The 21,630-nt window shown below is 72.3% G+C and carries 22 protein-coding genes; 11 read left to right on the forward strand and 11 right to left on the reverse strand.

Annotated elements, in window-relative coordinates; genetic code table 11:
- Positions 1 to 324 precede the first annotated feature (324 nt).
- Both OG753_RS36155 and OG753_RS36160 read right to left on the reverse strand, forming a co-directional pair.
- Positions 325 to 1,425, reverse strand: a complete 1,101-nt coding sequence (locus OG753_RS36155) for a Gfo/Idh/MocA family protein (protein ID WP_405791601.1) — start codon at positions 1,423 to 1,425, stop codon at positions 325 to 327.
- A gap of 31 nt (positions 1,426 to 1,456) precedes the next feature.
- Entirely contained in the window at positions 1,457 to 2,281 is an 825-nt protein-coding gene (locus tag OG753_RS36160) for a hypothetical protein (RefSeq protein WP_327265974.1), read from the reverse strand.
- 308 nt (positions 2,282 to 2,589) lie between these two features.
- On the opposite strand from OG753_RS36160, the gene OG753_RS36165 reads away from it, so the two are divergent.
- Complete coding sequence (locus OG753_RS36165; protein ID WP_405791603.1) at positions 2,590 to 2,796, forward strand: hypothetical protein; 207 nt, start codon at positions 2,590 to 2,592, stop codon at positions 2,794 to 2,796.
- Positions 2,797 to 2,805: 9 nt separating this feature from the next.
- Here the strand turns inward: OG753_RS36165 and OG753_RS36170 are convergent, their stop codons facing one another.
- Both OG753_RS36170 and OG753_RS36175 read right to left on the reverse strand, forming a co-directional pair.
- Positions 2,806 to 3,390 (reverse strand): DinB family protein, encoded by a 585-nt coding sequence (locus tag OG753_RS36170; protein WP_405791605.1) that lies wholly within the window; start codon positions 3,388 to 3,390, stop codon positions 2,806 to 2,808.
- A 224-nt stretch (positions 3,391 to 3,614) separates the two neighbouring features.
- Complete coding sequence (locus tag OG753_RS36175) at positions 3,615 to 4,946, reverse strand: DUF3533 domain-containing protein (protein ID WP_405791607.1); 1,332 nt, start codon at positions 4,944 to 4,946, stop codon at positions 3,615 to 3,617.
- Positions 4,947 to 5,079: 133 nt separating this feature from the next.
- On the opposite strand from OG753_RS36175, the gene OG753_RS36180 reads away from it, so the two are divergent.
- The gene (locus OG753_RS36180; protein WP_327265979.1) at positions 5,080 to 5,811 is read left to right on the forward strand and encodes a MerR family transcriptional regulator; all 732 of its coding nucleotides are present in this window, start codon (positions 5,080 to 5,082) and stop codon (positions 5,809 to 5,811) included.
- 13 nt (positions 5,812 to 5,824) lie between these two features.
- On the opposite strand, the gene OG753_RS36185 is transcribed toward OG753_RS36180, so the two are convergent.
- Positions 5,825 to 6,592, reverse strand: coding sequence for a 4'-phosphopantetheinyl transferase superfamily protein (locus OG753_RS36185; protein ID WP_405791610.1), 768 nt, complete (start codon positions 6,590 to 6,592; stop codon positions 5,825 to 5,827).
- Positions 6,593 to 6,709: 117 nt separating this feature from the next.
- Complete coding sequence (locus OG753_RS36190; protein WP_327265981.1) at positions 6,710 to 7,513, reverse strand: BTAD domain-containing putative transcriptional regulator; 804 nt, start codon at positions 7,511 to 7,513, stop codon at positions 6,710 to 6,712.
- 101 nt (positions 7,514 to 7,614) lie between these two features.
- On the opposite strand from OG753_RS36190, the gene OG753_RS36195 reads away from it, so the two are divergent.
- From OG753_RS36195 to OG753_RS36205, 3 genes are read left to right on the forward strand one after another with little or no spacing between them, the layout of a single operon-like run.
- Positions 7,615 to 9,147 (forward strand): FAD-dependent oxidoreductase, encoded by a 1,533-nt coding sequence (locus OG753_RS36195; RefSeq protein WP_405791612.1) that lies wholly within the window; start codon positions 7,615 to 7,617, stop codon positions 9,145 to 9,147.
- A 13-nt stretch (positions 9,148 to 9,160) separates the two neighbouring features.
- Positions 9,161 to 10,264, forward strand: coding sequence for a DUF1611 domain-containing protein (locus OG753_RS36200; RefSeq protein ID WP_405791614.1), 1,104 nt, complete (start codon positions 9,161 to 9,163; stop codon positions 10,262 to 10,264).
- Complete coding sequence (locus OG753_RS36205; RefSeq protein WP_327265984.1) at positions 10,261 to 11,103, forward strand: SMP-30/gluconolactonase/LRE family protein; 843 nt, start codon at positions 10,261 to 10,263, stop codon at positions 11,101 to 11,103. Before OG753_RS36200 ends, OG753_RS36205 begins: the two co-directional genes overlap by 4 nt.
- Positions 11,104 to 11,109: 6 nt before the next feature.
- On the opposite strand, the gene OG753_RS36210 is transcribed toward OG753_RS36205, so the two are convergent.
- The 3 genes from OG753_RS36210 to OG753_RS36220 are packed head-to-tail and all read right to left on the reverse strand — an operon-like array spanning position 11,110 to position 13,344.
- A complete protein-coding gene (locus tag OG753_RS36210; RefSeq protein ID WP_327265985.1) occupies positions 11,110 to 12,300 on the reverse strand; it encodes an MAB_1171c family putative transporter in 1,191 nt (396 codons plus the stop codon).
- Complete coding sequence (locus OG753_RS36215) at positions 12,297 to 12,842, reverse strand: toxin (protein ID WP_327265986.1); 546 nt, start codon at positions 12,840 to 12,842, stop codon at positions 12,297 to 12,299. The genes OG753_RS36210 and OG753_RS36215 overlap by 4 nt, the downstream gene beginning before the upstream one ends.
- 7 nt (positions 12,843 to 12,849) lie before the next feature.
- Positions 12,850 to 13,344 (reverse strand): XRE family transcriptional regulator, encoded by a 495-nt coding sequence (locus OG753_RS36220; RefSeq protein WP_405791617.1) that lies wholly within the window; start codon positions 13,342 to 13,344, stop codon positions 12,850 to 12,852.
- 178 nt (positions 13,345 to 13,522) lie between these two features.
- Between OG753_RS36220 and OG753_RS36225 the strand changes: the two genes are divergently transcribed.
- Entirely contained in the window at positions 13,523 to 14,728 is a 1,206-nt protein-coding gene (locus OG753_RS36225; RefSeq protein WP_405791619.1) for a sensor histidine kinase, read from the forward strand.
- Complete coding sequence (locus OG753_RS36230; RefSeq protein ID WP_327265989.1) at positions 14,707 to 15,432, forward strand: response regulator transcription factor; 726 nt, start codon at positions 14,707 to 14,709, stop codon at positions 15,430 to 15,432. The genes OG753_RS36225 and OG753_RS36230 overlap by 22 nt, the downstream gene beginning before the upstream one ends.
- A gap of 218 nt (positions 15,433 to 15,650) precedes the next feature.
- Here the strand turns inward: OG753_RS36230 and OG753_RS36235 are convergent, their stop codons facing one another.
- Complete coding sequence (locus tag OG753_RS36235) at positions 15,651 to 16,355, reverse strand: SDR family oxidoreductase (RefSeq protein ID WP_327265990.1); 705 nt, start codon at positions 16,353 to 16,355, stop codon at positions 15,651 to 15,653.
- A gap of 58 nt (positions 16,356 to 16,413) precedes the next feature.
- Positions 16,414 to 17,469 (reverse strand): ketoacyl-ACP synthase III family protein, encoded by a 1,056-nt coding sequence (locus OG753_RS36240; protein WP_405791621.1) that lies wholly within the window; start codon positions 17,467 to 17,469, stop codon positions 16,414 to 16,416.
- Between the two features lie 279 nt (positions 17,470 to 17,748).
- On the opposite strand from OG753_RS36240, the gene OG753_RS36245 reads away from it, so the two are divergent.
- The 4 genes from OG753_RS36245 (at position 17,749) to OG753_RS36260 (ending at position 21,594) form a co-directional block, all read left to right on the forward strand.
- On the forward strand, positions 17,749 to 18,021 hold the full coding sequence (locus tag OG753_RS36245; protein WP_327265992.1) for a phosphopantetheine-binding protein: 273 nt from the start codon (positions 17,749 to 17,751) through the stop codon (positions 18,019 to 18,021).
- Entirely contained in the window at positions 18,014 to 19,249 is a 1,236-nt protein-coding gene (locus OG753_RS36250; protein WP_327265993.1) for a beta-ketoacyl-[acyl-carrier-protein] synthase family protein, read from the forward strand. Before OG753_RS36245 ends, OG753_RS36250 begins: the two co-directional genes overlap by 8 nt.
- Entirely contained in the window at positions 19,246 to 20,445 is a 1,200-nt protein-coding gene (locus OG753_RS36255; protein WP_405791624.1) for a beta-ketoacyl synthase N-terminal-like domain-containing protein, read from the forward strand. Before OG753_RS36250 ends, OG753_RS36255 begins: the two co-directional genes overlap by 4 nt.
- Before the next feature lie 81 nt (positions 20,446 to 20,526).
- The gene (locus tag OG753_RS36260; protein ID WP_327265995.1) at positions 20,527 to 21,594 is read left to right on the forward strand and encodes an aldo/keto reductase; all 1,068 of its coding nucleotides are present in this window, start codon (positions 20,527 to 20,529) and stop codon (positions 21,592 to 21,594) included.
- Positions 21,595 to 21,630: the final 36 nt, after the last annotated feature.

Here is a 21,630-nt window from a genome sequence, read left to right on the forward strand (position 1 = left end):
GGTGACGGAGACGAAAAGATGCCGGGGCCGCAATCGGGCACGCCGGGAAGGGGCTGCTCAGCAGCCGTGTGCTACACGACCCGGAGCCCAGGCGATCTGGTGCGCGAGGCGAAGCAGCGCGGAGATGGTCGACATCCGGCTTCGCCTCCTTCCAGCAGCTCACGAGTGGGTGGGTGCGGTCGAAGTTACGTTGCCGCAGGTTCGCCGGTCAAGCGCCTCTGGGTGGATTCCACGAAGGCGGGCCGCTTCCGGCGGCATGTGTTCGTAGGGCCGACCAGGGGCGCACCGTGCCGCGGCGCGGCGATCCGCGCGCGGCGCCCGCCCTCACCGCTTCCCGTCCAGGATCATCCGCTCGAGGACCTGCTGCACGCGCAGGCCGTCCGCGAACGAGGGTGTCGGCGGGCGGCCCGCGCGGATCGCCGCGGCGAAGTCGCCGACCTGGTGGATGTGCGCGCTTCCGTACCCGACGGGCTGGCCCGGTTCCCACCACAACTCCTGATACGGATGCGTGCGCTCGGTCACCAGAACCGTCCGCTCCACCACGCCCTGCAGGCCGTCGGATCCCTGCACGAAGACCAGCTCTCCGGGACGCTGCAGCTCGAACGACAGGCGGCCTCGGCTGCCGAACACGTCGATGCCGAGGTCCACCTTGCGCGAGACGGCGACCCGTGACATGCGCATCTCGACCAGCGCCCCGGAGGCGAGCGAGCCGTTGCTCACCGCGATGTCCTCCGTCTCCGAGAAGGGAACCAGGGGAGCATCGGTGGGCCGACGCGGGTAGGGCGCGGTCATCGTCGACGACATGGTGGGCATCTCGCCGGTCAGATGCGCCACCAGATCGACGAGATGGGCACCGAGATCTCCGATGACGCCCGACCCGGCCACCTCCTTGGAAGAACGCCATGAGCCGGGCCGGGCCGGGTCGAGCCGCACATCCTGAAGGAACCGGGCGCTGACGAGCAGGACGTCCCCGAGCTCGCCCCGGTCCATGAGCTCCTTGGCCAGCGCGACCGCGGGAATGCGCCGGTACACGAAACCGATCGAGGAGTGGACTCCCCGCTCGGCCGCCACCGATGCCGCCGCTGCCATGCGTTCGGCGCCGCCGAGGCTGTTCGACATGGGCTTTTCGCACAGCACGTGCCGTCCGGCCCGGAGCGCCGCGACGGAGATGAGCTCATGGGAGTCGTTGGGGGTGCACACGTCGATCACGTCGACGTGTGCGTCGATCAGGTCCTCCGTCCGGCACACCGGAGCGCTCCACCCCCACCGGCGGGCGAACGACCGGACGGCTTCCTCGGAGTCGTCCGGACCGCCGGCCACCGCGACCAGTTCGACGGGTTCCGCGCCGAAGAGGCTGGACGCGTTGCTCCACGCGTACGAGTGCAGTCGCCCCATGAAGCCGATCCCGGCCATTCCCACGCGCACGGTGCCCCTCCCTTTTCCGTCGAAGATCGGACTACGGCGCCCACCACCAGGCGTCGGGTGACCTCCCCGGAATTCCGGCGGCGCCGGGGTCGGCCAGGATCTCGGCCTCCAGAGCACGAAGCCCCTCGGCGTGGTCCGCGAGGGAGAGCCCGGGCGCGAACTCCAGCGTGGTGGCGACACTGCGGATCAGGTCGCCCCGACGCAGCCCGGCGAGTTCCGCATCGTGCATGCGCCACTTGAACGGTGGCGGATAGGTGTCGTTGAGCAGGTACTCGACGAGCACGAGATGGTCCAGCGCGCGACGCGCCAGATGGCTGCCTACCAGCGGCTCACCCCGCCGCAGACCCTGTTTGGCGACACCCCAGGCGTGCTTGACGTAGGACTCGAAGGCGTACGGAAGGAGAGCGGCCAGATCAGCCGGTCTGCGCCGCACCGCGCGATCGATACGGCACAGTCCGTCGCCCGAGTCGTCGATGATCACCCGGTAGTGGTGGAGCGAATGCATCTTCTCGAGGTACAGCTCGTCGAGGTTCGGCGGTGCCGCGAGAACGGCGTCGACGGTGGACCACCGCATCACCTTCAGATCGATCTCGGGCAGATCGGTGAGCACGTAGTGCAACTCCAGGAACGCGGAACGCTCCCGGACCACACGGCGGACCCCCGCCCCCCGGAGCGTGTCGGCCAGCCGCGGCATGCGCGCGTACAAGCCATCACCGCAGAACGCGTAGAGGTCCACGTCCGACGCCTTCGGCTCGACGGCGGTCTCCTGCCATGCGCGACGGCCGCCCAGGACGATGGACGAGAGACCGGTGTGAGCCTGCAGATCCAGGCACCATCGGGTCAACGCCTCGTGCACGCGGCACTCCCCGCCGTCGGACCCCGATTGCTGGTCGGTTGGATGTCGCTCGCCGGTTGCACCGGGATGCTAGCCGACGGATCGTGTCCACCGCATCGATGCGAACTACCTTAAATTTGGCTCCGATTGGCGGTTTCGAAAGGAGAAGGCTCCGCCTGTCGGTCCGCCGAGGTCCCGAGGTCCAGGGGGAACGCGGTGCCCCGGCTCGCGTGCCTGCTGGATGTCGCCCATGCTGAAGAGGAGGGCTTCCGTCGGCCCGAGACTCCTCACCCGTGGCCGAACAGAGGGGCCCGCCAGGAGGAGGACACATGCGGATACGAAGAATGCTGGGACTCGCCCTGGCCGCGGCCACCGTCGCCGGCATCAGCGCCTTCGGCGCCGGCGGTGCTCAGGCCGCCGGGGCTCCGAACATCACCAGAGAAGAGTGCACGGCCGCGGGCGGACAGATCACGGCACGCCCCTACGCGGGCGAAAGCTGTACCTTGCCCGATGGAAGCGCGCAGCCGATCACTTGACGACAGGACCTAGGCCTTGACCGGTGCGGCCGACCTGGCGGCCTGCTCGATCTTCGCCCAGTGGGCCGCCCGGGCTTCCTCGTCGATCTGCTTCCCGTGTTCGGCGCGCAACCCGGTCCGGCCGTCGAGGCCCTCGCGCAGGATGTCGGCGTGCCCGGCATGCCGGATGGTCTCGCCGAGGACGTGGACCATGACGGCGAACAGGTTCGTACGGGGATACGGCTCGGGCCACCAGGGCACGTGGCCGGGGGCGTCGAGGGGAAGCTCGTCGATCGTCGCGTCCGAGTGTTCCCACGTGCGCCGGTAGAACCCGATGATCTGATCGCGGGTCTCGTCCTCGGCCGCCCACTGATCGCTGCCGTCGGAGTCCTGCCACCGGGGCAGCGGCTCGGGGGAAGGACGGTCGAAGACCTCGCCGAAGTACCTGGCCTCGACGTTGGCCACGTGTTTGACCAGGCCGAGGAGGTTGGTCCCGGTCGCCGTCAAAGGCCGGCGGGCGTCGTATTCGGACAAGCCGTCGAGTTTCCAGAGCAGCGCCTCGCGGTCCCGCCGCAGTCTCCCGTGCAGGTTGTCCTTCGCGAATTCATCGATCATGCGGAATGAGCCTGCCATGGGCTGCTCGGGGTCTCAAAATCCCGTACATGGTCCGCAACGAGATGACCGCTCAGTGTCCCGATCGATCTGCTCGACGGGGCGCCCGGGCTCGACTGCGGGATCGGCCGTCCGACCTCGCGTGAGCGCGCCGTCGACGCGCTGTGCGCACAGTTCGATTTCGAGTTCGACGACGACCGCGAAGGCGCAGTGGAGGCCCGCCGGCCTCAGGCCGTGGCCGGCGCAGGGGCCTCCGGGGCCTCCGCGGGGGCACTGGCCTCGGCAACCGGGCGGGGGATGCGGTGCAGGCCCCTGCGGTCGTAGATGCGGGTGACGGCGAAGCCGAAGAGCAGCGCGGCGACGAGGGCGACGCCCATCGAGGCCCAGGCCCGGGTCAGGCCCGCGTCGGCCTGGGCTCCGTAGTAGAGGAGGGAGCGCAGCCCCTCGGTGATCTGGCGCAGCGGCTCGAACTCGGCCAGGGCGCGGAAGAATCCGGGCAGCGCCTGCACGGGCACGGTGGCGCCGGAGGAGGGTACGGCCATCGCGACGAAGACGATGGTGGCCAGCAGCATGCCGGGCGTACCGAAGGCGGCGAAGAGGGCCAGGCTTCCGATGCCGACCACCGCGATGGTGGCGACCGAGTAGAGCCAGAGCAGGCCGAGGTGGGAGGCGTCCATGTCGAGGATGCCGACGGTGGCGACCTCGACCAGCGTGCCCATCACCAGTGACAGGCCGAGCATCATCGCGATGCCGATGGCCAGGGTCCGGACGCGGCTGGTGTGCTGGACGGGCTCGCGCTTGCGGATGGGGCCGAAGTCGGTGTGCAGGTAGCCGAGCGCGGTGTCCACCTGGGAATTGACCACATTGGCGCCGAGCATGCCACAGACGACCAGGACCAGCGCGTAGTAGAAGGCGCTCAGGCCCATCGCGCTGCGGGGGCCGACCGGGTGGCCGTCGGCGACGTTCACCGTCACCGGGTCGCCCAGCTTCAGCTGGGCGGCCGTCGGGAGAGGGGTCTTCTGGGAGCCGGCCTGCTTGAGGAGCTCCTGGCCGAGCTGGGCGGAGGCGGCGTGAGCGGCCTTCTGGGAGGCCTGGGAGGCCATGGAGGAGCCGATGCTGCCGGCCGCCTGGTTCGTCAGCACGGTCAGGGTCGGCGGGGCGGCCTTGCCCGGGGCCGCGGGCTGCGGGGCGGTGAGTGCGGCCACGGTGGCGGAGTAGTCGCCGGGTATGACGAGCGCGCCGAAGACCTTGCCCCGGCCCAGCAGCTTGTCGGCCTCCTCGCGGCTCACGACCTGCCAGTCGATGCTCCTGTCGCCCTTGGCGGCCTTCTGGATGCCGGAGACGACCTGCTCGCCCAGGTTGACGCGGCGGCCGTTGACGTCAGCTCCGCTGTCGGTGTTGACCAGGGCGACGGGCAGGTCGCGGAGGTTGCCCCTGGGGTTGACGTTGCCACCCACGTAGAGCAGGGCGAACAGCATCGAGACCACTGCGGCGATGAGTCCCGTACCGATCCACAACGTGGGTCGGCGGAGCACGGAGGGGGGCGTGGGGTGAGGCATCGACTTCTCCGGTGCGGCTGCGTTCCTGTGCTGGATACTTGCAGTATCCAGATACTGGATAGTGGCAGTATCTTGCTGTGGTGTCCAATCGCCGACGACCGACACCGGACCGCGTGACCAGCAGGGAAGCCGTATGAAGATCTCGGAGCTCAGCCGGCGGACCGGTGTGCCGGTCGCCAGCATCAAGTACTTCCTGCGCCAGGGACTGCTGCCCGCGGGGCGGGCGACGGCCGCGACCCTGGCCGAGTACGGGGACGAGCACGCGCAGCGGCTGCGGCTGATCAAGGCACTGACCACGCTCGGCGGGCTGTCCATCGCCGCCACCCGGGAGGTGCTCGGGGCCGTCGACCACGCCCACAGCTCGGAGAGCGCCCTCGGAGCGGTCAGCTACGCGCTCCCCGTGCCGGTGGCCGCCCAGGGGCAGGGGGCCGCCGGCCACGAGGAGGAGGCCGGGGCCGATGCGGGCGCCGGCGCCGAGGTGGCGGAACTGCTCGCGGCCCTGGACTGGCAGGCACCCGGCAGCTCACCGCACGTGAAGGGGCTGACGGTGGCCCTGGAGGAGCTGCGCCGGCTGGACGCCCAGTACGCCCCGGGTGAACTCGCCGCGTACGCGCGACTGGCCGAGTCCGTGGCCCGGCTGGACCTGGAGCGCGCGGCCGGCCTGGACGACCCGGTGGCGCTGGCCGAGCGGGCGGTCATCGTCTTCGCGATCTGCGCCCCGGTGTTCGAGCTGCTGCGGCGGCTGGCCCAGGAGGACCAGGTCAGGCGCCGGGTCGCGGGCGGCACCGGCCTTGGCGGGCGGCAGGCGCATGACGCGCATGACGGGTGCGACCCGCTCGACCCGCGCGACGGCACGCCTTTGTAGCGTGCCCACCGGCTCATGAGGGGCCGTTGCCGGACCGGAGCAGCACCGTCGTCCAGACGTACGGGCCCACGCAGCGCACCTGGCCCCGGATGATGCATCCGTCGGGGAGAAGTCCTGGCGCGGGCGTCAGGCGCAGCCCGTTGCCCTTGCCGTAGGCGCTGCGGTCGCGGCTGCGGTCGGCGTCGACGCTCTCGTGCGCGCAATCCGGGAGCACCTCCAAGTCGTGGAAGACCGGCTCGCGGGGGAGGACCAGGGCGGTGGCCGCCTTGTAGAAGGCCTCCTTCGCCGAGAACATCACCGTGAGGAGCCATGCGCCCGCGTCGCTGCCCGCCACCAGGGCCTGCTCCCGTGGCGTGCAGACGAGTCCGGCGCTCTCCGGTGACAGCCGGCCGACGCGCTCCACGTCCACCCCCACGCCGGACACGTCCGTCCGTGCGGTGGCCAGACAGGTGGCGGCCGCGCCCCGGCAGTGGCTGATGGATCCCCGCACCCCCGTCGGGAAGAGGGGGCGCCGGGCCTCGCGCAGGACCGGTCCCGACCGGCCCAGCAGCCGCAGGGCGTCGGCGGCCGCGGCGCGCCCCGCGACGAAGTCACGGCAGCGGGCCGGTGAACCTCCCCGGATCAGGGCCCGCTCCGCCGGGTGCAGGACGGCGGCCCCGTATCCGCCCGACAGCCGCAGGACGGCGATCACGCCGCGCGCGGGGCGCACCGCCAGGACCGCGGTTCCCGTGCTCCTGAGGGAGGGGTCGCCCGTGTCTCCAAAGTGACAGATCGCGTCCATCCGGCCCTTCCTCCCCTCGCTTTTATCGGGCTTTCATGGCGACGCCCCACCATCAGGACTCCGGACAGAGCGACGAGGAGGAGGTGGAGCTCCATGTCCGCAGGGCACGCGACGCCGTCACGCCGGCACGCGCCACGACGCACCGTCGGCGGGTTCGAGCCCCAGCTCGTCCCGGAGCATGGTCCTGAGCGCCTGGAAGGCGCTGAGCGCCTCACCGCGCCGGCCCGACTCCCGCAGCGACTCGATCAGGGAGTGGTGGAACCACTCGTTGAAGGGATGTGCGGCGACCAGGCCGCGCAGTTCGGGCACGAGGTGGGTGTGGCGGCCGCGGCGCATCTCCGCCTCGACGCGCACCTGGTGGGCCCGTACGCGCAACTCCTCCAGGTACTGGACGTGACCGGTGAGGACCCGGCCCGGGCGCACCGTGGCCAGGGCCCGGCCCTGCCACAGCGCCAGCCCCTCACGGCATGCGGCGACGGCCTCGTCCGGCCGGTTCCGGGCGAGCAGCCGCTCGCTCTCCCCGAAGAGCCGCGTGAACCGGGTGGCATCCAGCTGCTCCGGATCGATGTCCAGGAGGTAGCCGGACCGGCTGGTGCGCAACAGCTGTTGGGCCGGGAGGTCCAGGACCTCGTCGAGCTGGCGGCGCAGGTGGTAGACGTGCGTGCGCACGGTGCTGAGCGCCCAGCGCGGCGGCCGCTCCTCCCACAACTCGTCGACGAAGGTGTCGACCTCCACCACCTGGCCCGCCCGGAGCAGGAGCAGGGCCATCACCTTGTTCACCATCGGGCCGCGCAGGGTGTGAGGGGTGGGGGTGCCCGCGGAGACGCCGAGAGCTCCGAGCACCGAGAAACAGATCTGGCCGGCCACTGCTGCCAGCACCTCCGTCAGTCCGTCGGCGACACCGTGCGCATCGCCGTTCACCGGCTGGAATACAAGCACGCACACAAGCCGTGGCCAGCGGTTATGCCCCGCAAGAAGCGCACGGCTGCGTCTAAAGAGACATCCGCACAGAAGGTGGAATCATGACCGAATCGTCGCAGGTGCTCATCGTCGGAGCGGGCCCGGTGGGGCTCGTCACGGGGATCGAACTCCTCAGGCGCGGCGTGCCGGTGCGCGTCGTCGACCGCTCCGAGCGCCCCAACCCCCACTCCAAGGCGATCGCCCTGTGGCCACGGGGCATCGAGGCCCTCGCCCGGTTCGGTGCCGCTGACGAACTGCACCGGCGCGGCGTGGTGTTGCGGGCACAGAACTACCACTCGCAGGGCGAGCGCGTCGCCCGGCTGGCGTTCGGTGGCATGCGCCGCACGCGCTACCCGTACGCCCTGTCCATTCCGCAGCAGGAGACGGAGGCGGTCCTGCGGGACGTCTTCCGTGGGCTGGGCGGGACGATCGAGTTCGGGACGTCCCTGACCTCCTTCACCCAGGACGGCGCCGGCGTCAGCGCCGAACTGGAGACGGCGCGGGGCCGGGTGACCGAACGCGTCGGCTGGCTCGTCGGCTGCGACGGCGCGCACAGCAGGGTCCGCGAAGTCCTGGGCGTGCCCTTCCGGGGCAGTTCGTACCCGCAGCAGTTCCTGCTCACGGACGGTCCGGTCCGTACCTCGCTGGCCCATGACGAGGTGCACTACTTCATGTCGGCCGCCGGAGTGCTGGTGGTGGTCGGACTGCCGGGCGGCCTGTACCGGACCTTCGTGAGCGCGGCGCCCGACCAGACGGTGGACGACCCCCGGGACGCCGTGCAGCGCGCGGCCTCCGAGCGGTGCCCGGTGCCGATCGAGCTGGTCGGCGAGCAGCGCACCGGGGTGTTCCGGGTGCACCGCAAGGTGGCCGACCGGCTGTGGTCCGGCCGGGTGCTGCTGGCGGGCGACGCCGCGCACATCCACAGCCCGGCGGGCGGACAGGGGCTGAACACCGGTATCGAGGACGCGGCTTCGCTGGCCTGGCGCCTCGCCGGAGTGCGCGAGGGGCGGTGGGGGGACGAGGTGCTGGCCCAGTGGGAGGAGGAGCGGCTCAGGGTCGCGCGGGCCGTGGTCGGCGACACCGACCTGCAGACACGGATGTGGACGATGAGCGGCTGGCGTGCGCGGGCCCGGGACGCGGCGCTGGGAGCCGCGGGACGCAGCGGAGTCCTCAACCGCGTCGTCGTGCCGCGCCAGGCGCAGTTGTCGTTCGCCCATCCCGGGCCGCGGCAGCAGGCCGGTCATCTGCGGACCGGGATGAGGCTGCCGGACGTACCTCTCGACGCGGAGCGAGGGCGCTGGCTGCGCGACGAGCTGGGCGCCCCGGCGCCGCTGTTGCTGCTGTTCCCCGGAACGGGCAGGCACCGCCGGGACGTCCAGGGCGTGGCCGAAATCTTTCGAAAGGCGCACGAGAGCCTTCGCGTCACCGTGATTTCCGATGCGAACAATTTCGGCCACTCCTTGCTGAGGCTGAGCCGCCCGCGGGCCGTTCTCGTACGTCCCGACGGGACGATCGCCGCGCTGGTCGACCCGTTCCGTGACGAACTCCACTCGGAAGTACGGCATTTGGTCGGGCGAACCGATCGTGTGCGCTAGTTAGGATGACACGGTGCTTATTTCAGAATTCTCGCAATTGCCTCTCCCTGCCGTTCTGTTCGCCGACGGAGTATTCGCCCACCCCGAGGGAAAGACCGTCCAGGGTGTGATCCGGCACAGTACGGTGCTCCGCCCCGTGGCGGTCGTCGACCGCTCCCACCCCCACCCGACCTCGGCTTCCGTACTGCCGGGAACCGATGTCCCGGTCGTCGGTTCCGTCGCCGAGGCCATGAAATACGGCCCCCGGGCGCTGGTGATGGCACTGACCGAGTCCGATTTCGGCGAGTCGCTCGATGGCAAGTTCCTGCACATGCCGAGAGATCCGGGCGACCTGCCCGACCTCTGGTGGGACGAGATACGCACCGCCGTTCGCGGCGGCCTTCACATCATTTCCTGCCTCCATGTGCAGCTCCTCGAAACGGAACTTGCCGGGATGCTCTCGGAAGGGCAGCGCATTGTCGATGTGAGACGTCCGCACGACGTGCTGCCCAAGTATTCCGGGCGGGTTCCCAGGAAGCGCGCCAAACTGATTCACGTCGCGGGCAGCGACTGCGTCGTCGGAAAGCGCACCACCGCGCTCCAGATACACCGGGAAGCCCTTTCCCGCGGGGTCGACTCCGGCTACGTGGGCACCGGCCAGACCTGTCTGCTCGCCGGATGCACCGAAGGGGCGATCATCGACCGGACGCCGGTGTTCCAGGCGGCCGGCCTCGTCGAGCATCTGGTCCAGCAGGCCGACGCCCGCCACGATCTGCTGATCATCAAGGGGCAGGCGTCCGTCATGCACCCCGCGTTCGGCGGCCTGGCCGGCGCGATCCTCCAGGGTTCGCAGCCCGACGCGGTCGTCTTCGCGCACGACGCCGAGCGCGCGTCGCGCTACCACTGGGACCATCTGCCCCTCGCCGACCTGGAGACGGAGATCCGCGCGGTCGAAGCCCTCGGCGGCGCCCCCGTCGCGGCCATCGCCACCCGCGGCCGGGACAACGTACGCCGGCTCCGCCATCTGGGACTTCCCGTCGCCGACGTCCTGGACGGTGACGGCGCGGCCGTCCTGCTGGACGCGGCCCGGTCCGTGTGGTCGTACGAGGACACCGGCCGGGCGGGGGCCGTCCGGTGAGCGTGGAGGTGGTGCTGCGCGCGGCGGCCGGCTTCGCCGAGTGCCCGACCTGGGACCCGGCCGACGGAACACTGCTGTGGGTCGACATGAACCGCAGCGAGGTGCACCGGCTGCGCCCCTCGGACGGCGCCGACACGGTACTCCGCTTCGAACAGCCCGTCGCCGCGGCCAAGCCCCGGGCCGGCGGCGGCCTGGTGCTCAGCCTGCGCGACGGTGTGGCGGTGTGCGGTCCCGACGGGCCGCTGCGGCCGCTCGCCGACTGGTCGGCCGAGGGCGTACGGGGCAACGACGCGGGCATCGACGGCCGGGGCCGCCTCTGGGTCGGCACCATGGCCGGCCCGTCCGCCCCCGGCTGGCTGGGCCGCGTCTCCTCCGGGGGCGTGACGCACCGCGCGCTCTCGGGAACCCGTCTGAGCAACGGCATCGCCTGGAGCCCGGACGGCCGGCGGATGTACTTCGTCGACACCCCGACGTGCCGTATCGACGTGCTCGACTACGACCTGTCGACGGGGGAGGCCCGCGACCCGCGTCCGTTCGCAGAGCTGACCGGGACGGCCGGGGTGCCCGACGGCCTGTGCGTCGACACCGACGGCGGCGTCTGGGTGGCCCTCTTCCGCGGCGGCGCGGTCCGCCGCTACACGCCGCGGGGCACGCTCGACCGGGAGATCCGGTTCCCCGCCGCGCTCACCACGGCGTGCGGCTTCGGCGGGGCGGACCTGACCGACCTCTACGTCACCACGGCACGGCGTGCGCCCGAACACGACGAGCCGCTCGCGGGCAGCGTCTTCGTCGTGCCGGGCGCCGGACAGGGCCTCGTTCCCACGGCGTTCGCAGGCTGAGGACGCTCACGGGGCGACCGCGCGGTCGGGCTCCGGTCGCGCGGCGGGGGAGAGGGCGAAGGCCCGGGAGACCTGCACCAGCCACCGCACATCGGCGGAGAAGTCCAGGTCGTCCGGGCTCATCACCGACACGGGCGCGGCGTCGGTGTCGTCGTCCCGGTCCTGCCTCCCGTCGCGTCCGGGCCCTGCCGCAAGGGCTGCCGCGATGCGCGCCGCCTCCCAGCGCGCCCGCTCCTCCTCGCTCCCGTCGGGCCCCGGGGCGGGAGCCAGCCCGGGGGATACCAGGCCGCCCAGGGCCAGGCAGCCGTCCCGGATCTCGATCACCCGCCGGTGCAGGCGGAAGCGAAGGTCCCAGAGGGCGAACAGGTCGCTGCGGGGCGCGGGCTGCAGGGACGTCTCGGGGTGGGCCCGGTACAGGGCGTACCAGAGCGGGCGCAGCCGCCGGAAGCGGCGGTAGTCGGCCCACCAGGCCGAGGCCGCCTGCACCCGCGAGCCCCACAACGGAGCCGTCCATCCGATGGTGTTCAGGGTCAGCCCCACCGTCAGACAGGTCCGGGTGATGTCCGCCCAGTCGGTGGGGTTCCATCCGCGGTGCACGAGGAACACGTCCGCGAACCGCCCCAGGGAGTACACGAGGTCGAGGCACGCACCGACGGCCGCGGTCCGCAGCCCCCGACGCACCCAGACGTCCTCGGTCAGCCGGGCGTAGAACCAGCACGCCTTCGCCACCACGGCCTTGCCGAGGGCGAACGCCGAGAGGTAGACGACCTGGTAGGCCACGAAGTACGGCTGCTCCCGCGGGTGTACGAAATTGTTGCGCGGGTGCCCGTGCAGCAGGGCCAGTTCGAAGAGGACGGCCATCGCCAACGGCACACAGGCCAGCAGGGCCAGCCGGCGGCGCGCGCGGACGCGGGCCTCCTCGCGCGGGTGCAGCCAGTGGATGAGCAGCACCTGCTGGCAGGCGATCGCCGCGATGATCCACATCTGGACGGACACGTTGTACCAGGTGACCGTGCCGAAGAGCTTTCCGGTCAGGTGGGTGGGCGTGGACATGGCCAGGTACATGCCCTGGCAGCCGAAGGACGCGCACAGCGCCACGAGCGCCGGTTCCCGCTCGCGCCGGAAGACGGGCGGGAGCGTGCGGGCGAACGCCAGCCAGCAGACCAGCGCGCCCAGCGGGTAGCGAATACTGTTCATGTCCGGTCCCGGCGCCGCCAGTCGAGGGACCCCTGGATGCGTCCGAGCACCCCGTCCGCCTCCGCGGCGGTCGTGCCGGGCTGCGAGCGCAGGCCTTCACCGAGGAGGAAGGCCATCACCTCCGCCTCGCGCTCCTGGGTGTCGGAGTAGTTGTCCCGGCACAGCAGGTCCTGCACGAGCGAGGGATCGAGGTCCGGGAAGAGCATGGCGACGGCCGGCGAGCCGGCGGTGCCGCTGCGGTGGCCGCACAGCATGTGTGCCAGCTCGTGGGCGATGATGTGCTCCTGGTGGTGCCGGCTGGTGTGCTGCTCGTAGACGACGTAGTCGGCGTCCGAGAAGGCCAGCCACAACCCGCACGGACCGGACGCGTCCAGGGGCATCGGCAGCAGATGGATGGGCCGCCCCCGGGAGTCGCTGAGGTGGTCGCACAGGGTCATCAGGTCGTAGGACGCGGGCAGTCCGAAGGAGGCCAGCCGCTGCCGGCTCTCCCGGCGCAGCGCCTGGAGGTCGGACCGGCGCCGGTGTCGCTGCAGGAATCGCATGGGCCGTCTATTCCCCGGCACCCGCCGCGGCGTCGGTGCCTCTTTCCTCCGGGCCGTCGCCCTTCGCGTTGTCGCTCTTCGCGTTGTCGCGGCCCGCCGGGCCGCGGGAGGAGGCCGCCGAGTGCAGCAGGCTGACCTCGCGGATGATGCGCGCCAGGTGCTTGCGGCCGGAGTCGTCCATGCTCATGGCCCGCAGGGCGATGTCACGGACCTCGGCGTTGCCCATCGCCGAGGCGATGGCGAGCTGTGCGTCGACCCGCTCGGCGGTGTCGTCGTCGAAGAAGTAGGCGGCGGGCACACGGAAGAAGGCCGCCAGGGCCTCCAGATGCCGCTTGGTGGGGTTGTCGCGCTGTCCGGTGCGCAACTGCCAGACGTACGTCTTGGAGAACGTACCGCCGCTGAGCTCGCTGCAGCCACGAGCGACCTCGTCGTAGGTGTACTCCCGGCCGTTGGTGCGGATGGTCCTGAAGAGTTTGTCGACCTTGTCGGCCAAGGGGGGCATCAACACTCCTTCTCGTCCGCCAGCGTGAACCAGCAGGGTGATGGCGTCCCATCGTAGTTGACAGGCCGCAGGCCCGCACCTACGGTCGGATCGTTAGCTGAGATGAACAGGCGGGTGTATGCCGGCAGCCGTCAACAGTCGGCAGGCCGGTACGGGGGCCCGATTCGGGGAGGCTTGGGTGGGAAACATCTCTGCGCCGGACCACGGTGACGCGCAGCGTGCGGCGGGCGGCGCGGCGCACCGCGCGGATGCCACAGCGCACCGGCCGGGGCCGCGGCTGAGGGCGGCGGCCGCCGGCGTGCTCGCCCGCCACGAGGACGCCCTGAACGCCGATGGCCATCCGCTCATGGAGCTCCCGGAGCTGTGGCAGGAAACCCGCACCCGGGCCGCGCTGCTCCTGGAGGAGTGCGCCCGCGCCCTCGACGCGAGCGCCCGCTCCCGGACGCGCGGGCATCTGGGCCGCGTACGGCCGCCGGAGGGCTCCTTCCGCGAGCTCGGCATCCGGTGGGCCGCCGCGGAACTCGGGCTCGCCGACTGCCTGTCCGTCATGGACCGTCTCACGGAGGTCCTCGTGGCCACCGTCGCCACCGTCGACGCGGCGGGCACCCGGGAGCCGCACACCGAACCCGCGGCGGACATCGTGCGCCGGGTGTGCGCCCGTCACACCCGGGCCGCGGCCCACGGCTACGAGACCCGGCTGCGGGCGCACCGACCCGCCCCGGGCGACGACTGCTGCCGCCGCATGGCCCGCGACGTCCACGACCACCTGGGCGGCAGCCTCGCCCTGGCCTTCCGCCACCTGGAACTCCACCGGCTCAAGGCCCGGACGGCAGGCGCGGGCGATCCGGGAACGGACCGGCACCTCACGGCGATCCACGACGCGCTGCAGGAGGCCACCGCCCTCACGCGCGGCCTGGTGACCGGACTGCGCGACACCCGCAGCGCCGCGCAGCCCGGCCTCGAGGAGGCGCTGCGCCGCCACGCGGACCGGCTCAACCTGGCCGGACTGCCCGTTCGGCTGACGGTGGAGGGCGACGCGTCACGGGTACCGCCCGCCCACCGCCGGGAGATCGTCCTCGTCGTCGGGGAGTTCCTGCGCAACTCCTTCGCCCACGCCGATCCGCAGGCCGTCACGATCGGCGTCCGGATCTCGCACCATCGCGTCGAGGTCCAGGCCACCGACGACGGGCGGGGCTTCCGGTACGACGCCCTCCGCGAGCACCCCGGCGGGCTGACGGCCATGCGCGAGCGGGTGGCACAGATGGGCGGGCGCAGCCTCTTGCTCAGCGCTCCGCGAAAGGGCACCCGGCTGCTGCTGTGGGTGCCGCTGACCAGCGGCCACGGGCCGCATCCGGGGGAGACATGGAACTCATTCGCATCCTGATAGCCGACGACCACACCCTGCTGCGCGACGCGCTGGCGGAACTCCTCGACGCGGAGGAGGACTTCGAGGTGGTGGGGGTGGCGGGCAACGCCGCCGAGACCGTGCGCCTGGCCGCCGAACTCCGGCCCCGCGTCCTCCTCCTGGACATCGAGATGCCCGGCAACCAGGACCCGGCCACCACCGTCCGGCACCTGCGCCAGGCCGCGCCGGAGACCCAGGTCATGGTGCTGACCATGCACGACGACCCCGGACTGGTCCAGGCGCTGCTGCCGCTCGGCATCCGGGGGTTCCTGCACAAGACCGTGAGCCACCAGTCGCTGGCCGGCACGGTACGTGACGTGAGCGCCGGCGGGAGCCGGGTCACCATCTCGCTCTCCGCCCGGAGCCTGGCCGCTCCCGCCCCCACCGACGTCGCGCCGCTCTCGGTCCGCGAGACGCAGGTGGTGGAGCTCGCCGCCGGCGGTCTGAGCAATTACCGCATCGCACGCCGGCTCGACATCGCCGAGGGAACGGTGAAGCGCCACATGCGCAACATCTTCGACAAGCTGGACGCGGGATCCCGGGTGGAGGCGGCCAACAAGGCGGTGGAGCGCGGCCTGATCGCTCCTCCTGTGACCGCCCCCCGCGGCATACGGGACACCCGCCGCCTGCAGGACGCCGTACTCCGCAGCCCGCGCGGCCTGCCGGAAGCCGCCCTGCGCTAGGTCCTGTCGTCAAAGTCCCGCCTGGCCCGCGGCGCTACTTCGACGACAGGACCTAGGTCCTGGGCGCCGGCTGCCCGGCCAGGGTCACGGGACGCGCTTCAGCGACCCGGCGGACCGGGTCCGGAACCGGGCCCGGCCGGACCGGCCCTACGGACCGCATCGCGCGCCCCCGCCGGACCGCGCCGGTGACGCCGCTCGGCACCACCGGCGCGCTCGGCTCAGATGCCCATGCCGATGCCGCCGCCCACCGGCAGGACCGCACCGGTCACATACCCGGCCTCCTCCGAGGCGAGGAAGCGGACCGCCGCGGCGACCTCCTGCGCCGTACCGGGCCGGCCCAGCGGAGTCATCCCCATGACCTCCTTCATGCGCCGCTCGCTCAGCCCGCTCGTCATGTCCGTGTCGATGATCCCCGGCGCGACCAGGTTCACGGTGATGCCTCGGGAGCCCAGCTCCCAGGCCACCGAGCGGGCGAAGCCCACGAGCGCGGTCTTCGCCGCGGCGTAGTTGGTCTGCCCCGGGGAGCCCAGGAACCCCAGCGCGGACGACACCAGCACGATCCGGCCCCGGCGGGCGGCGAGCATCCCGCTCGCCGCGGCACGCACCGTACGGAACACGCCCTTCAGGTTCGTCTCCAGCACCTCGTCGAACGTGGCGTCGTCCATGCGCAGCAGCAGCGTGTCCCGGGTGATGCCCGCGTTGGCCACGAGCACCTCCACCGGACCCTGTTCCTCCGCCACTTCGGCGAACGCGGCCCTGACCGAGGCGTCGTCCGTCACGTCGCAGCGCACCCCCCACAGCCCGTCCGGTGGCGTCCCGGTCCGATGGCCGACCGCCACCCGGTCGCCGTCGGCGGCCAGGGCCCGCGCCACGGCCAGACCGATCCCCCTGTTGCCACCGGTGACGAAAACGGAACGTGACATGTGTTTCTCTCCTTCTGGGACACCGGGCGCCCGCCCGGTCTCGTGAACGGCGCGAAGGTCATCGCGCCGGGGACTCCACCAGCAGGCACGACCAGGTGAAGCCGGCCCCCGCGCTGAAGACGAGGGCCCGGCACCCGGGCTCGGGCAGGCCCCGGGCCACCAGGTCGGCGAGGCCCGCGACCGCGTCGCCCGCGCCCAGGTGCCCCGTCTCCCGGCCGAGATCGAGCAGTTGGGCGCCGCCCACCTGCTCCGCCAGGACCGGGATCCACGACTCGGCCAGCGTCTTCGCGCCGAACCGGGGCAGGACCACATGGGTCAGACGCGGGTCGCGCCCGTCCATGCCACCGTCGGCCAGCGCCTGCGAGACGACCGTGCGGATGGCCCGGCGGTTGGAGGAGGTGAACGGCAGCGTGCCGTGGGTGCGCAGGTAGGCCCGCTTGGTGGCGCGCATGTCGACCCGGTCGCGATGCCCGCGGGCGACCGGCGAGAAGGCATCCGCACCGCGGTGCATCTCCTCCAGCAACGGATCCGCGACCGTCGCGACCGACCGCAGCAGCAGTACGTCGCCGTCCGCAGCGGGCCGGCGCAGCAGCACGGCCGTCCCCGCGTCGCCGTACGCCACCCCGAAGTCGCCCGCCCAGCGGTCGAATCCGGGCTCGGCGAAGCGGTCTCCCGTCGTCACCAGGCCCAGCCGCGGCCGCGCCGAGGGGGACGGGTCCGACGAGGCCAGCCACGCCATCACCAGCCCCATGGCGGCGGCGCCGCCGTTGCACACCTGCTGGATGCCGACGGGCAGGGCCCGCAGGGCGTCGAGCCGGCGGGCCACGTAGTGGGCGGGCGACCACAGGTCGTGCCCTTGGTAGTACATCCACGCGTGCGCCAGCACATCCAGCCGGTCCGGCGCCAGGCCGGCCGCGTCCAGTACCCCGCGGGCCGCGAGGACCGCGGCGTCGGGCGGGGCGACGGTGCGCGCGTCCGGAACGCTCTCATGGCCCAGGGCCGCCGCGTCGCGCTCGCGCAACCGCCCCGCGGCGACCGCGTCCGAGGCGCGGGAGCGCCCCTCGGGCAGCCACAGCCCGGCCGTCACTATGCCCACCGGCTCGGTCGGTCTCATCCCCCGCACCACCTGTCCGCACATCGGATCGTCTTCATCGCCGGAATGCTCGGGCGCCCCGATGAAAGTGCGGGCAAAAAGCGGCCGGAAACCTCCTTACCCGGTGCGGAACACCCCCATGGGCAGAGGGAACGGACCCCGGCGGAGGCACCACCCATGTCACTTTCGGAGTGCTTGCCGCTGCCTCCGGACCTGGGATTGGCTGGTTCAAGCCGCACCGGGGACACGTAGACGCCCCGGCCACGGCCTCCCAGAACCAGCGAATCGAAGGGCCATCAGATGAGTGACATCGCGATATCCGAGGACCGGCGCGCACAGGTGCGGGCCATCGTGGCGGACGTCCTCGAAGTGGACGTGGACGCCCTGACCGACGAGAGCAGCTTCGCCGAGGACTTCGACGCGGACTCGCTGCTCATCATCGAGATCTTCTCGCGCTTCGAGCGCGACCTCGGCATCCGCATTCCGCAGGAGGACCTCACGGAGCTCGACGAACTGCCGAGCGCCTACCTCCTGGTCGAGAAGCACAGCACCCCGGCGGCGCTGGGTGTCTGACGAGGCCTCCGCCACCGGGCGCCGGGTCGTCGTCACCGGGCTCGGCGCGGTGAGCAGCCTCGGGCTCGGCGCCCGTGCGCTCACCGCGGCGATCCGGGCCGGGCGCAGCGGCATCGGCCCGATCGGACAGTTCGACGGTACGGGCTTCGAGCGCGTCCTCGCCGGTGAAGTCCGCGGCTTCCACGCCGAGATGCACCTGCGGGGAACGGACCCCGCGCAGTGGGGGCGCAGCGGCCGCTTCGCCGCCGCGGCGGCGCGGATGGCGGTCACGGACGCCGGACTGAATCCGGCCGTCCTGTCCGCGGGAAACACCGCGAGCTGCTTCGGAACGACCAACGGCGAGTCCCAGGTACTGGAAGAACTGACCCGGCAGTGGGTCGACGACGGCCTCGCCGCGCTCGACCCGGTGCTCGCCGGTCAGGCCGACGCCGGCCGGATCGCCGCCGCCGTCAGCGCCGAACTCGGCCTGAGCGGCGAGTCCATCACCCTCGGCACCGCCTGCGCCGCCGGCAACTACGCCATCGGATACGGCTACGACCTGGTCCGTACGGGGGAGGCGGACGCCGCACTGTGCGGCGGAGCCGACGCCTCCAACCGGGCCACCCACGCCGGCTTCCACCGCCTCGGGGCCCTCGCCGCCGACGTCCCGCGCCCCTTCGACGAACACCGCGACGGCATCGTCACCGCGGAGGGCGGCGCGGCACTGCTCCTGGAACCCCTCGACACGGCGCTGGCCCGCGGGGCCCGCATCTACGCCGAGGTCCTCGGGTACGGCATGACCTGCGACGCGAGCCACATGACCAACCCGGACGCCGCATCGATCGCCGAGTGCATCCGGCGCGCCCACCGGCACGCCGGCATCAAGCCGGGCGACGTGGACTACATCTGCGCACACGGCACCGGCACCAGGGCGAACGACTCCACGGAGACCGCCGCCGTGCGCGAGGTGTTCACCGACGGCCCGCCGCCGATCAGCTCGATCAAGTCCATGCTCGGGCACACGATGGGAGCGGCGGCCGCCTTCGGGGCCCTGGTGTGCTGCGCCGCCCTGTCCGAAGGCTTCCTCCCGCCGAGCGCAACGCTCCGACAGGTGGATCCGGCGCTGGGACCGGGACTCGACTGCGTCCAGGGGCGGGGCCGGAACGCCCGGCCGCGCATCGTGCAGAACCACGGCTTCGCCTTCGGCGGGAACAACGCCGTGACGATCTTCGGGGAGTTCACCGTATGAGCATCGTGGACGAACATCAGCAGCGTCCGGCCCTCCCCTCGCGGACCGTGGTCCCCCTGGCCCTGGACACGGCGGGTGTGGTCAGTGCGGCCGGCGTGGGACTGCAACCCCTCGCCGACGCCCTGCGCGCGGGCGCGGTGGCCGGCGGAGCGCCGCCCGCCGCGCACGAGGCGGAGGACTACCCGCCCCTGAGCCTGCGCCCGGCGGACTTCGCGGCCGCCGACCTCCTCGGCCCCAAGGGACTGAACCGGCTCACGCGCGCCGAACAACTGGGCATGGCCGCCTGCACCCTGGCGCTCGGACCGGTCGCCGACCGCTCCGCGACGGGCGTGGTCCTCGGCAGCTCCGTCGGCAGCAGCGGCGGTGTCGGCCGCTTCACCCGGGACACCTTCGTCCAGGAACGCCCGTACATGGTGAACCCGTCGGCGTTCCCGGGCACCCTGATGAACGCGGCGGCAGGCCGCACGGCCATCCGCCACGGCCTCACCGACGCGAACGCCACCGTCTCCGGCGGCCCACTGGCCTCACTGCACGCACTGCGCTTCGCCCGGAACGCGTTGGTGGCCGGCCATGCCCGCCGGCTGCTGACCGGGGGAGTGGAGGAGCTGTCGCCGCAGAGCGCCTGGGCCTGGCAGCGGGCCGGATCGCTCGCACCCGGCACCGCACTCGGCGAAGGCGCAGCGGTGTTCGCCCTGCGGACCCTCCAAGGCAGCGGCGACGGCGAGAGCCCCCTCGCCCTCGTCATGGCGGTCCGGACCGGGTTCGCCGCAGGCGGCCCCCTCGCCGTCGCCCGCCGCCTGAGCACGTGCGTACGGGACGCCCTCGCCCGCAGCGGTGTCGGCGCCCAGGACATCGCCGTGGTCGCACCCGGTGCGGCCGGCCGGCGGGGCTGGGCGGCCGTGGAGGAACGCGCCCTGCGCACAGCGCTCGACGGCTCCGACGGCTCCCAGTGCTCGGACGGTTCCGGCGCCCCCGGGGGCTCCAGGGGGCGTGACGGGCGGTACGTGCTGCGCGTGCAGGAGGTGCTCGGCGAGACCCACGGCGCGAGCGCCGCCCTGCAGATCGCCGCCGTCGTCGCCCGCTGGCACGACCCGCACCTCGACACCCGTGGCGAGCGGGCCGGCCTCGTCACCTCCGTCGGCCCGGACGGATCGGTCGGCTGCGCCGTCCTGATGCACCCGCACGCGGGGCTCTGACGGCACGCGGCCCCGGCCGCCGTTCCTCCCCTCCCATCCCTGCCTCATCGATCCACCACCAGGTAAGGACATCCCCTCCCCATGCGTTACCGCTACCTCGGCCGAACCGGCCTCCAGGTCTCCGAGCTGTCCTTCGGGGCGGCCACCCTCGGCACCCCCGGCGCGTTCGGCGGACTGCCCGGTGCGAACTGGTCCCAGTTCGGCGTCAACGCGGGCGACGACGCCGTCCGCCTCGTCCACGCCTGCCACGACGCGGGCGTCAACTTCTTCGACACCGCCGACGTCTACCGGGACGGCGAGTGCGAGGAACTGCTCGGCCTGGCCCTGAAGGACCGCCGGGACAAGGCCGTCATCGCCACCAAGGCCCGCTTCAGCACCGACCCCGACGACGTCAACGCGGCCGGCTCCTCCCGGCACCACCTGGTGCGCGCCGTCGAGGCCAGCCTCCGCCGCCTCGGCACCGACTACATCGACGTGCTCTACCTCCACGGCACCGACCCGCGCACGTCCCTGGAGGAGACCCTCGGGGCCCTGGACGACCTGGTGCGCGCCGGAAAGCTGCGCTACATCGGCTGCTCGAACTTCCCCGGCTGGCAGCTGATGAAGGCACTCGACATCTCCGACCACCGCAATCTCACCCGTTTCGCCGCCTATCAGGGCTACTACAACCTGGGCGCGCGGGAGCTCGAGCACGAGATCGTGCCCGCCGCAGCCGACCAGGGCGTGGGCATCACCGTCTGGAGCCCGCTGGCCGGCGGCTTCTTCACGGGCAAGTACCGGCGCGGGCAGGACATCTCCACCGACTTCCGCCTGGCGCACGAGGGCCCCGCCTCGATCGCCCCTCTCACCGATCGCGAGCAGGCCTACGACGTCGTGGAAGTGCTCGACGGCATCGCCCGCGAGCGCGGCGTCTCGATCGCTCAGGTCGCCCTCAACTGGGTGCTGAGCCGGCCCGCCGTCACGTCCGTGGTCTTCGGCGCCAGCCGCCCCGGCCAGCTCCAGGACAACCTCGGCACCGTCGAGTGGGAGCTCACCACCGAGGAGCGGCAGCGCCTCGATGCGGCGAGCGAGCGGCCCGCGCCCTACCCGTACTGGCACATGCGCGCCATCGCCGGCGACCGGAACCTGCCCGGAGACATCCAGCCCTGACCACGGCCGCGCCCGGCCGCGCCCGGCTCCACCCCG

Origin of the sequence: Streptomyces sp. NBC_00029, assembly GCF_045160505.1 — a bacterium.
GTDB lineage: Bacteria > Actinomycetota > Actinomycetes > Streptomycetales > Streptomycetaceae > Streptomyces.

What these genes read in the sequence shown, in the direction of transcription:
- OG753_RS36165 (WP_405791603.1), top strand. Translation starts at nt 2,590, where the DNA reads ATGCGGATACGAAGAATGCTGGGACTCGCCCTGGCCGCGGCCACCGTC.
- OG753_RS36170 (WP_405791605.1), bottom strand. Translation starts at nt 3,390, where the DNA reads ATGATCGATGAATTCGCGAAGGACAACCTGCACGGGAGACTGCGGCGG.
- OG753_RS36175 (WP_405791607.1), bottom strand. Translation starts at nt 4,946, where the DNA reads ATGCCTCACCCCACGCCCCCCTCCGTGCTCCGCCGACCCACGTTGTGG.
- OG753_RS36180 (WP_327265979.1), top strand. Translation starts at nt 5,080, where the DNA reads ATGAAGATCTCGGAGCTCAGCCGGCGGACCGGTGTGCCGGTCGCCAGC.
- OG753_RS36185 (WP_405791610.1), bottom strand. Translation starts at nt 6,592, where the DNA reads ATGGACGCGATCTGTCACTTTGGAGACACGGGCGACCCCTCCCTCAGG.
- OG753_RS36195 (WP_405791612.1), top strand. Translation starts at nt 7,615, where the DNA reads ATGACCGAATCGTCGCAGGTGCTCATCGTCGGAGCGGGCCCGGTGGGG.
- OG753_RS36210 (WP_327265985.1), bottom strand. Translation starts at nt 12,300, where the DNA reads ATGAACAGTATTCGCTACCCGCTGGGCGCGCTGGTCTGCTGGCTGGCG.
- OG753_RS36215 (WP_327265986.1), bottom strand. Translation starts at nt 12,842, where the DNA reads ATGCGATTCCTGCAGCGACACCGGCGCCGGTCCGACCTCCAGGCGCTG.
- OG753_RS36220 (WP_405791617.1), bottom strand. Translation starts at nt 13,344, where the DNA reads ATGCCCCCCTTGGCCGACAAGGTCGACAAACTCTTCAGGACCATCCGC.
- OG753_RS36230 (WP_327265989.1), top strand. Translation starts at nt 14,707, where the DNA reads ATGGAACTCATTCGCATCCTGATAGCCGACGACCACACCCTGCTGCGC.
- OG753_RS36235 (WP_327265990.1), bottom strand. Translation starts at nt 16,355, where the DNA reads ATGTCACGTTCCGTTTTCGTCACCGGTGGCAACAGGGGGATCGGTCTG.
- OG753_RS36240 (WP_405791621.1), bottom strand. Translation starts at nt 17,469, where the DNA reads ATGAGACCGACCGAGCCGGTGGGCATAGTGACGGCCGGGCTGTGGCTG.
- OG753_RS36245 (WP_327265992.1), top strand. Translation starts at nt 17,749, where the DNA reads ATGAGTGACATCGCGATATCCGAGGACCGGCGCGCACAGGTGCGGGCC.
- OG753_RS36255 (WP_405791624.1), top strand. Translation starts at nt 19,246, where the DNA reads ATGAGCATCGTGGACGAACATCAGCAGCGTCCGGCCCTCCCCTCGCGG.
- OG753_RS36260 (WP_327265995.1), top strand. Translation starts at nt 20,527, where the DNA reads ATGCGTTACCGCTACCTCGGCCGAACCGGCCTCCAGGTCTCCGAGCTG.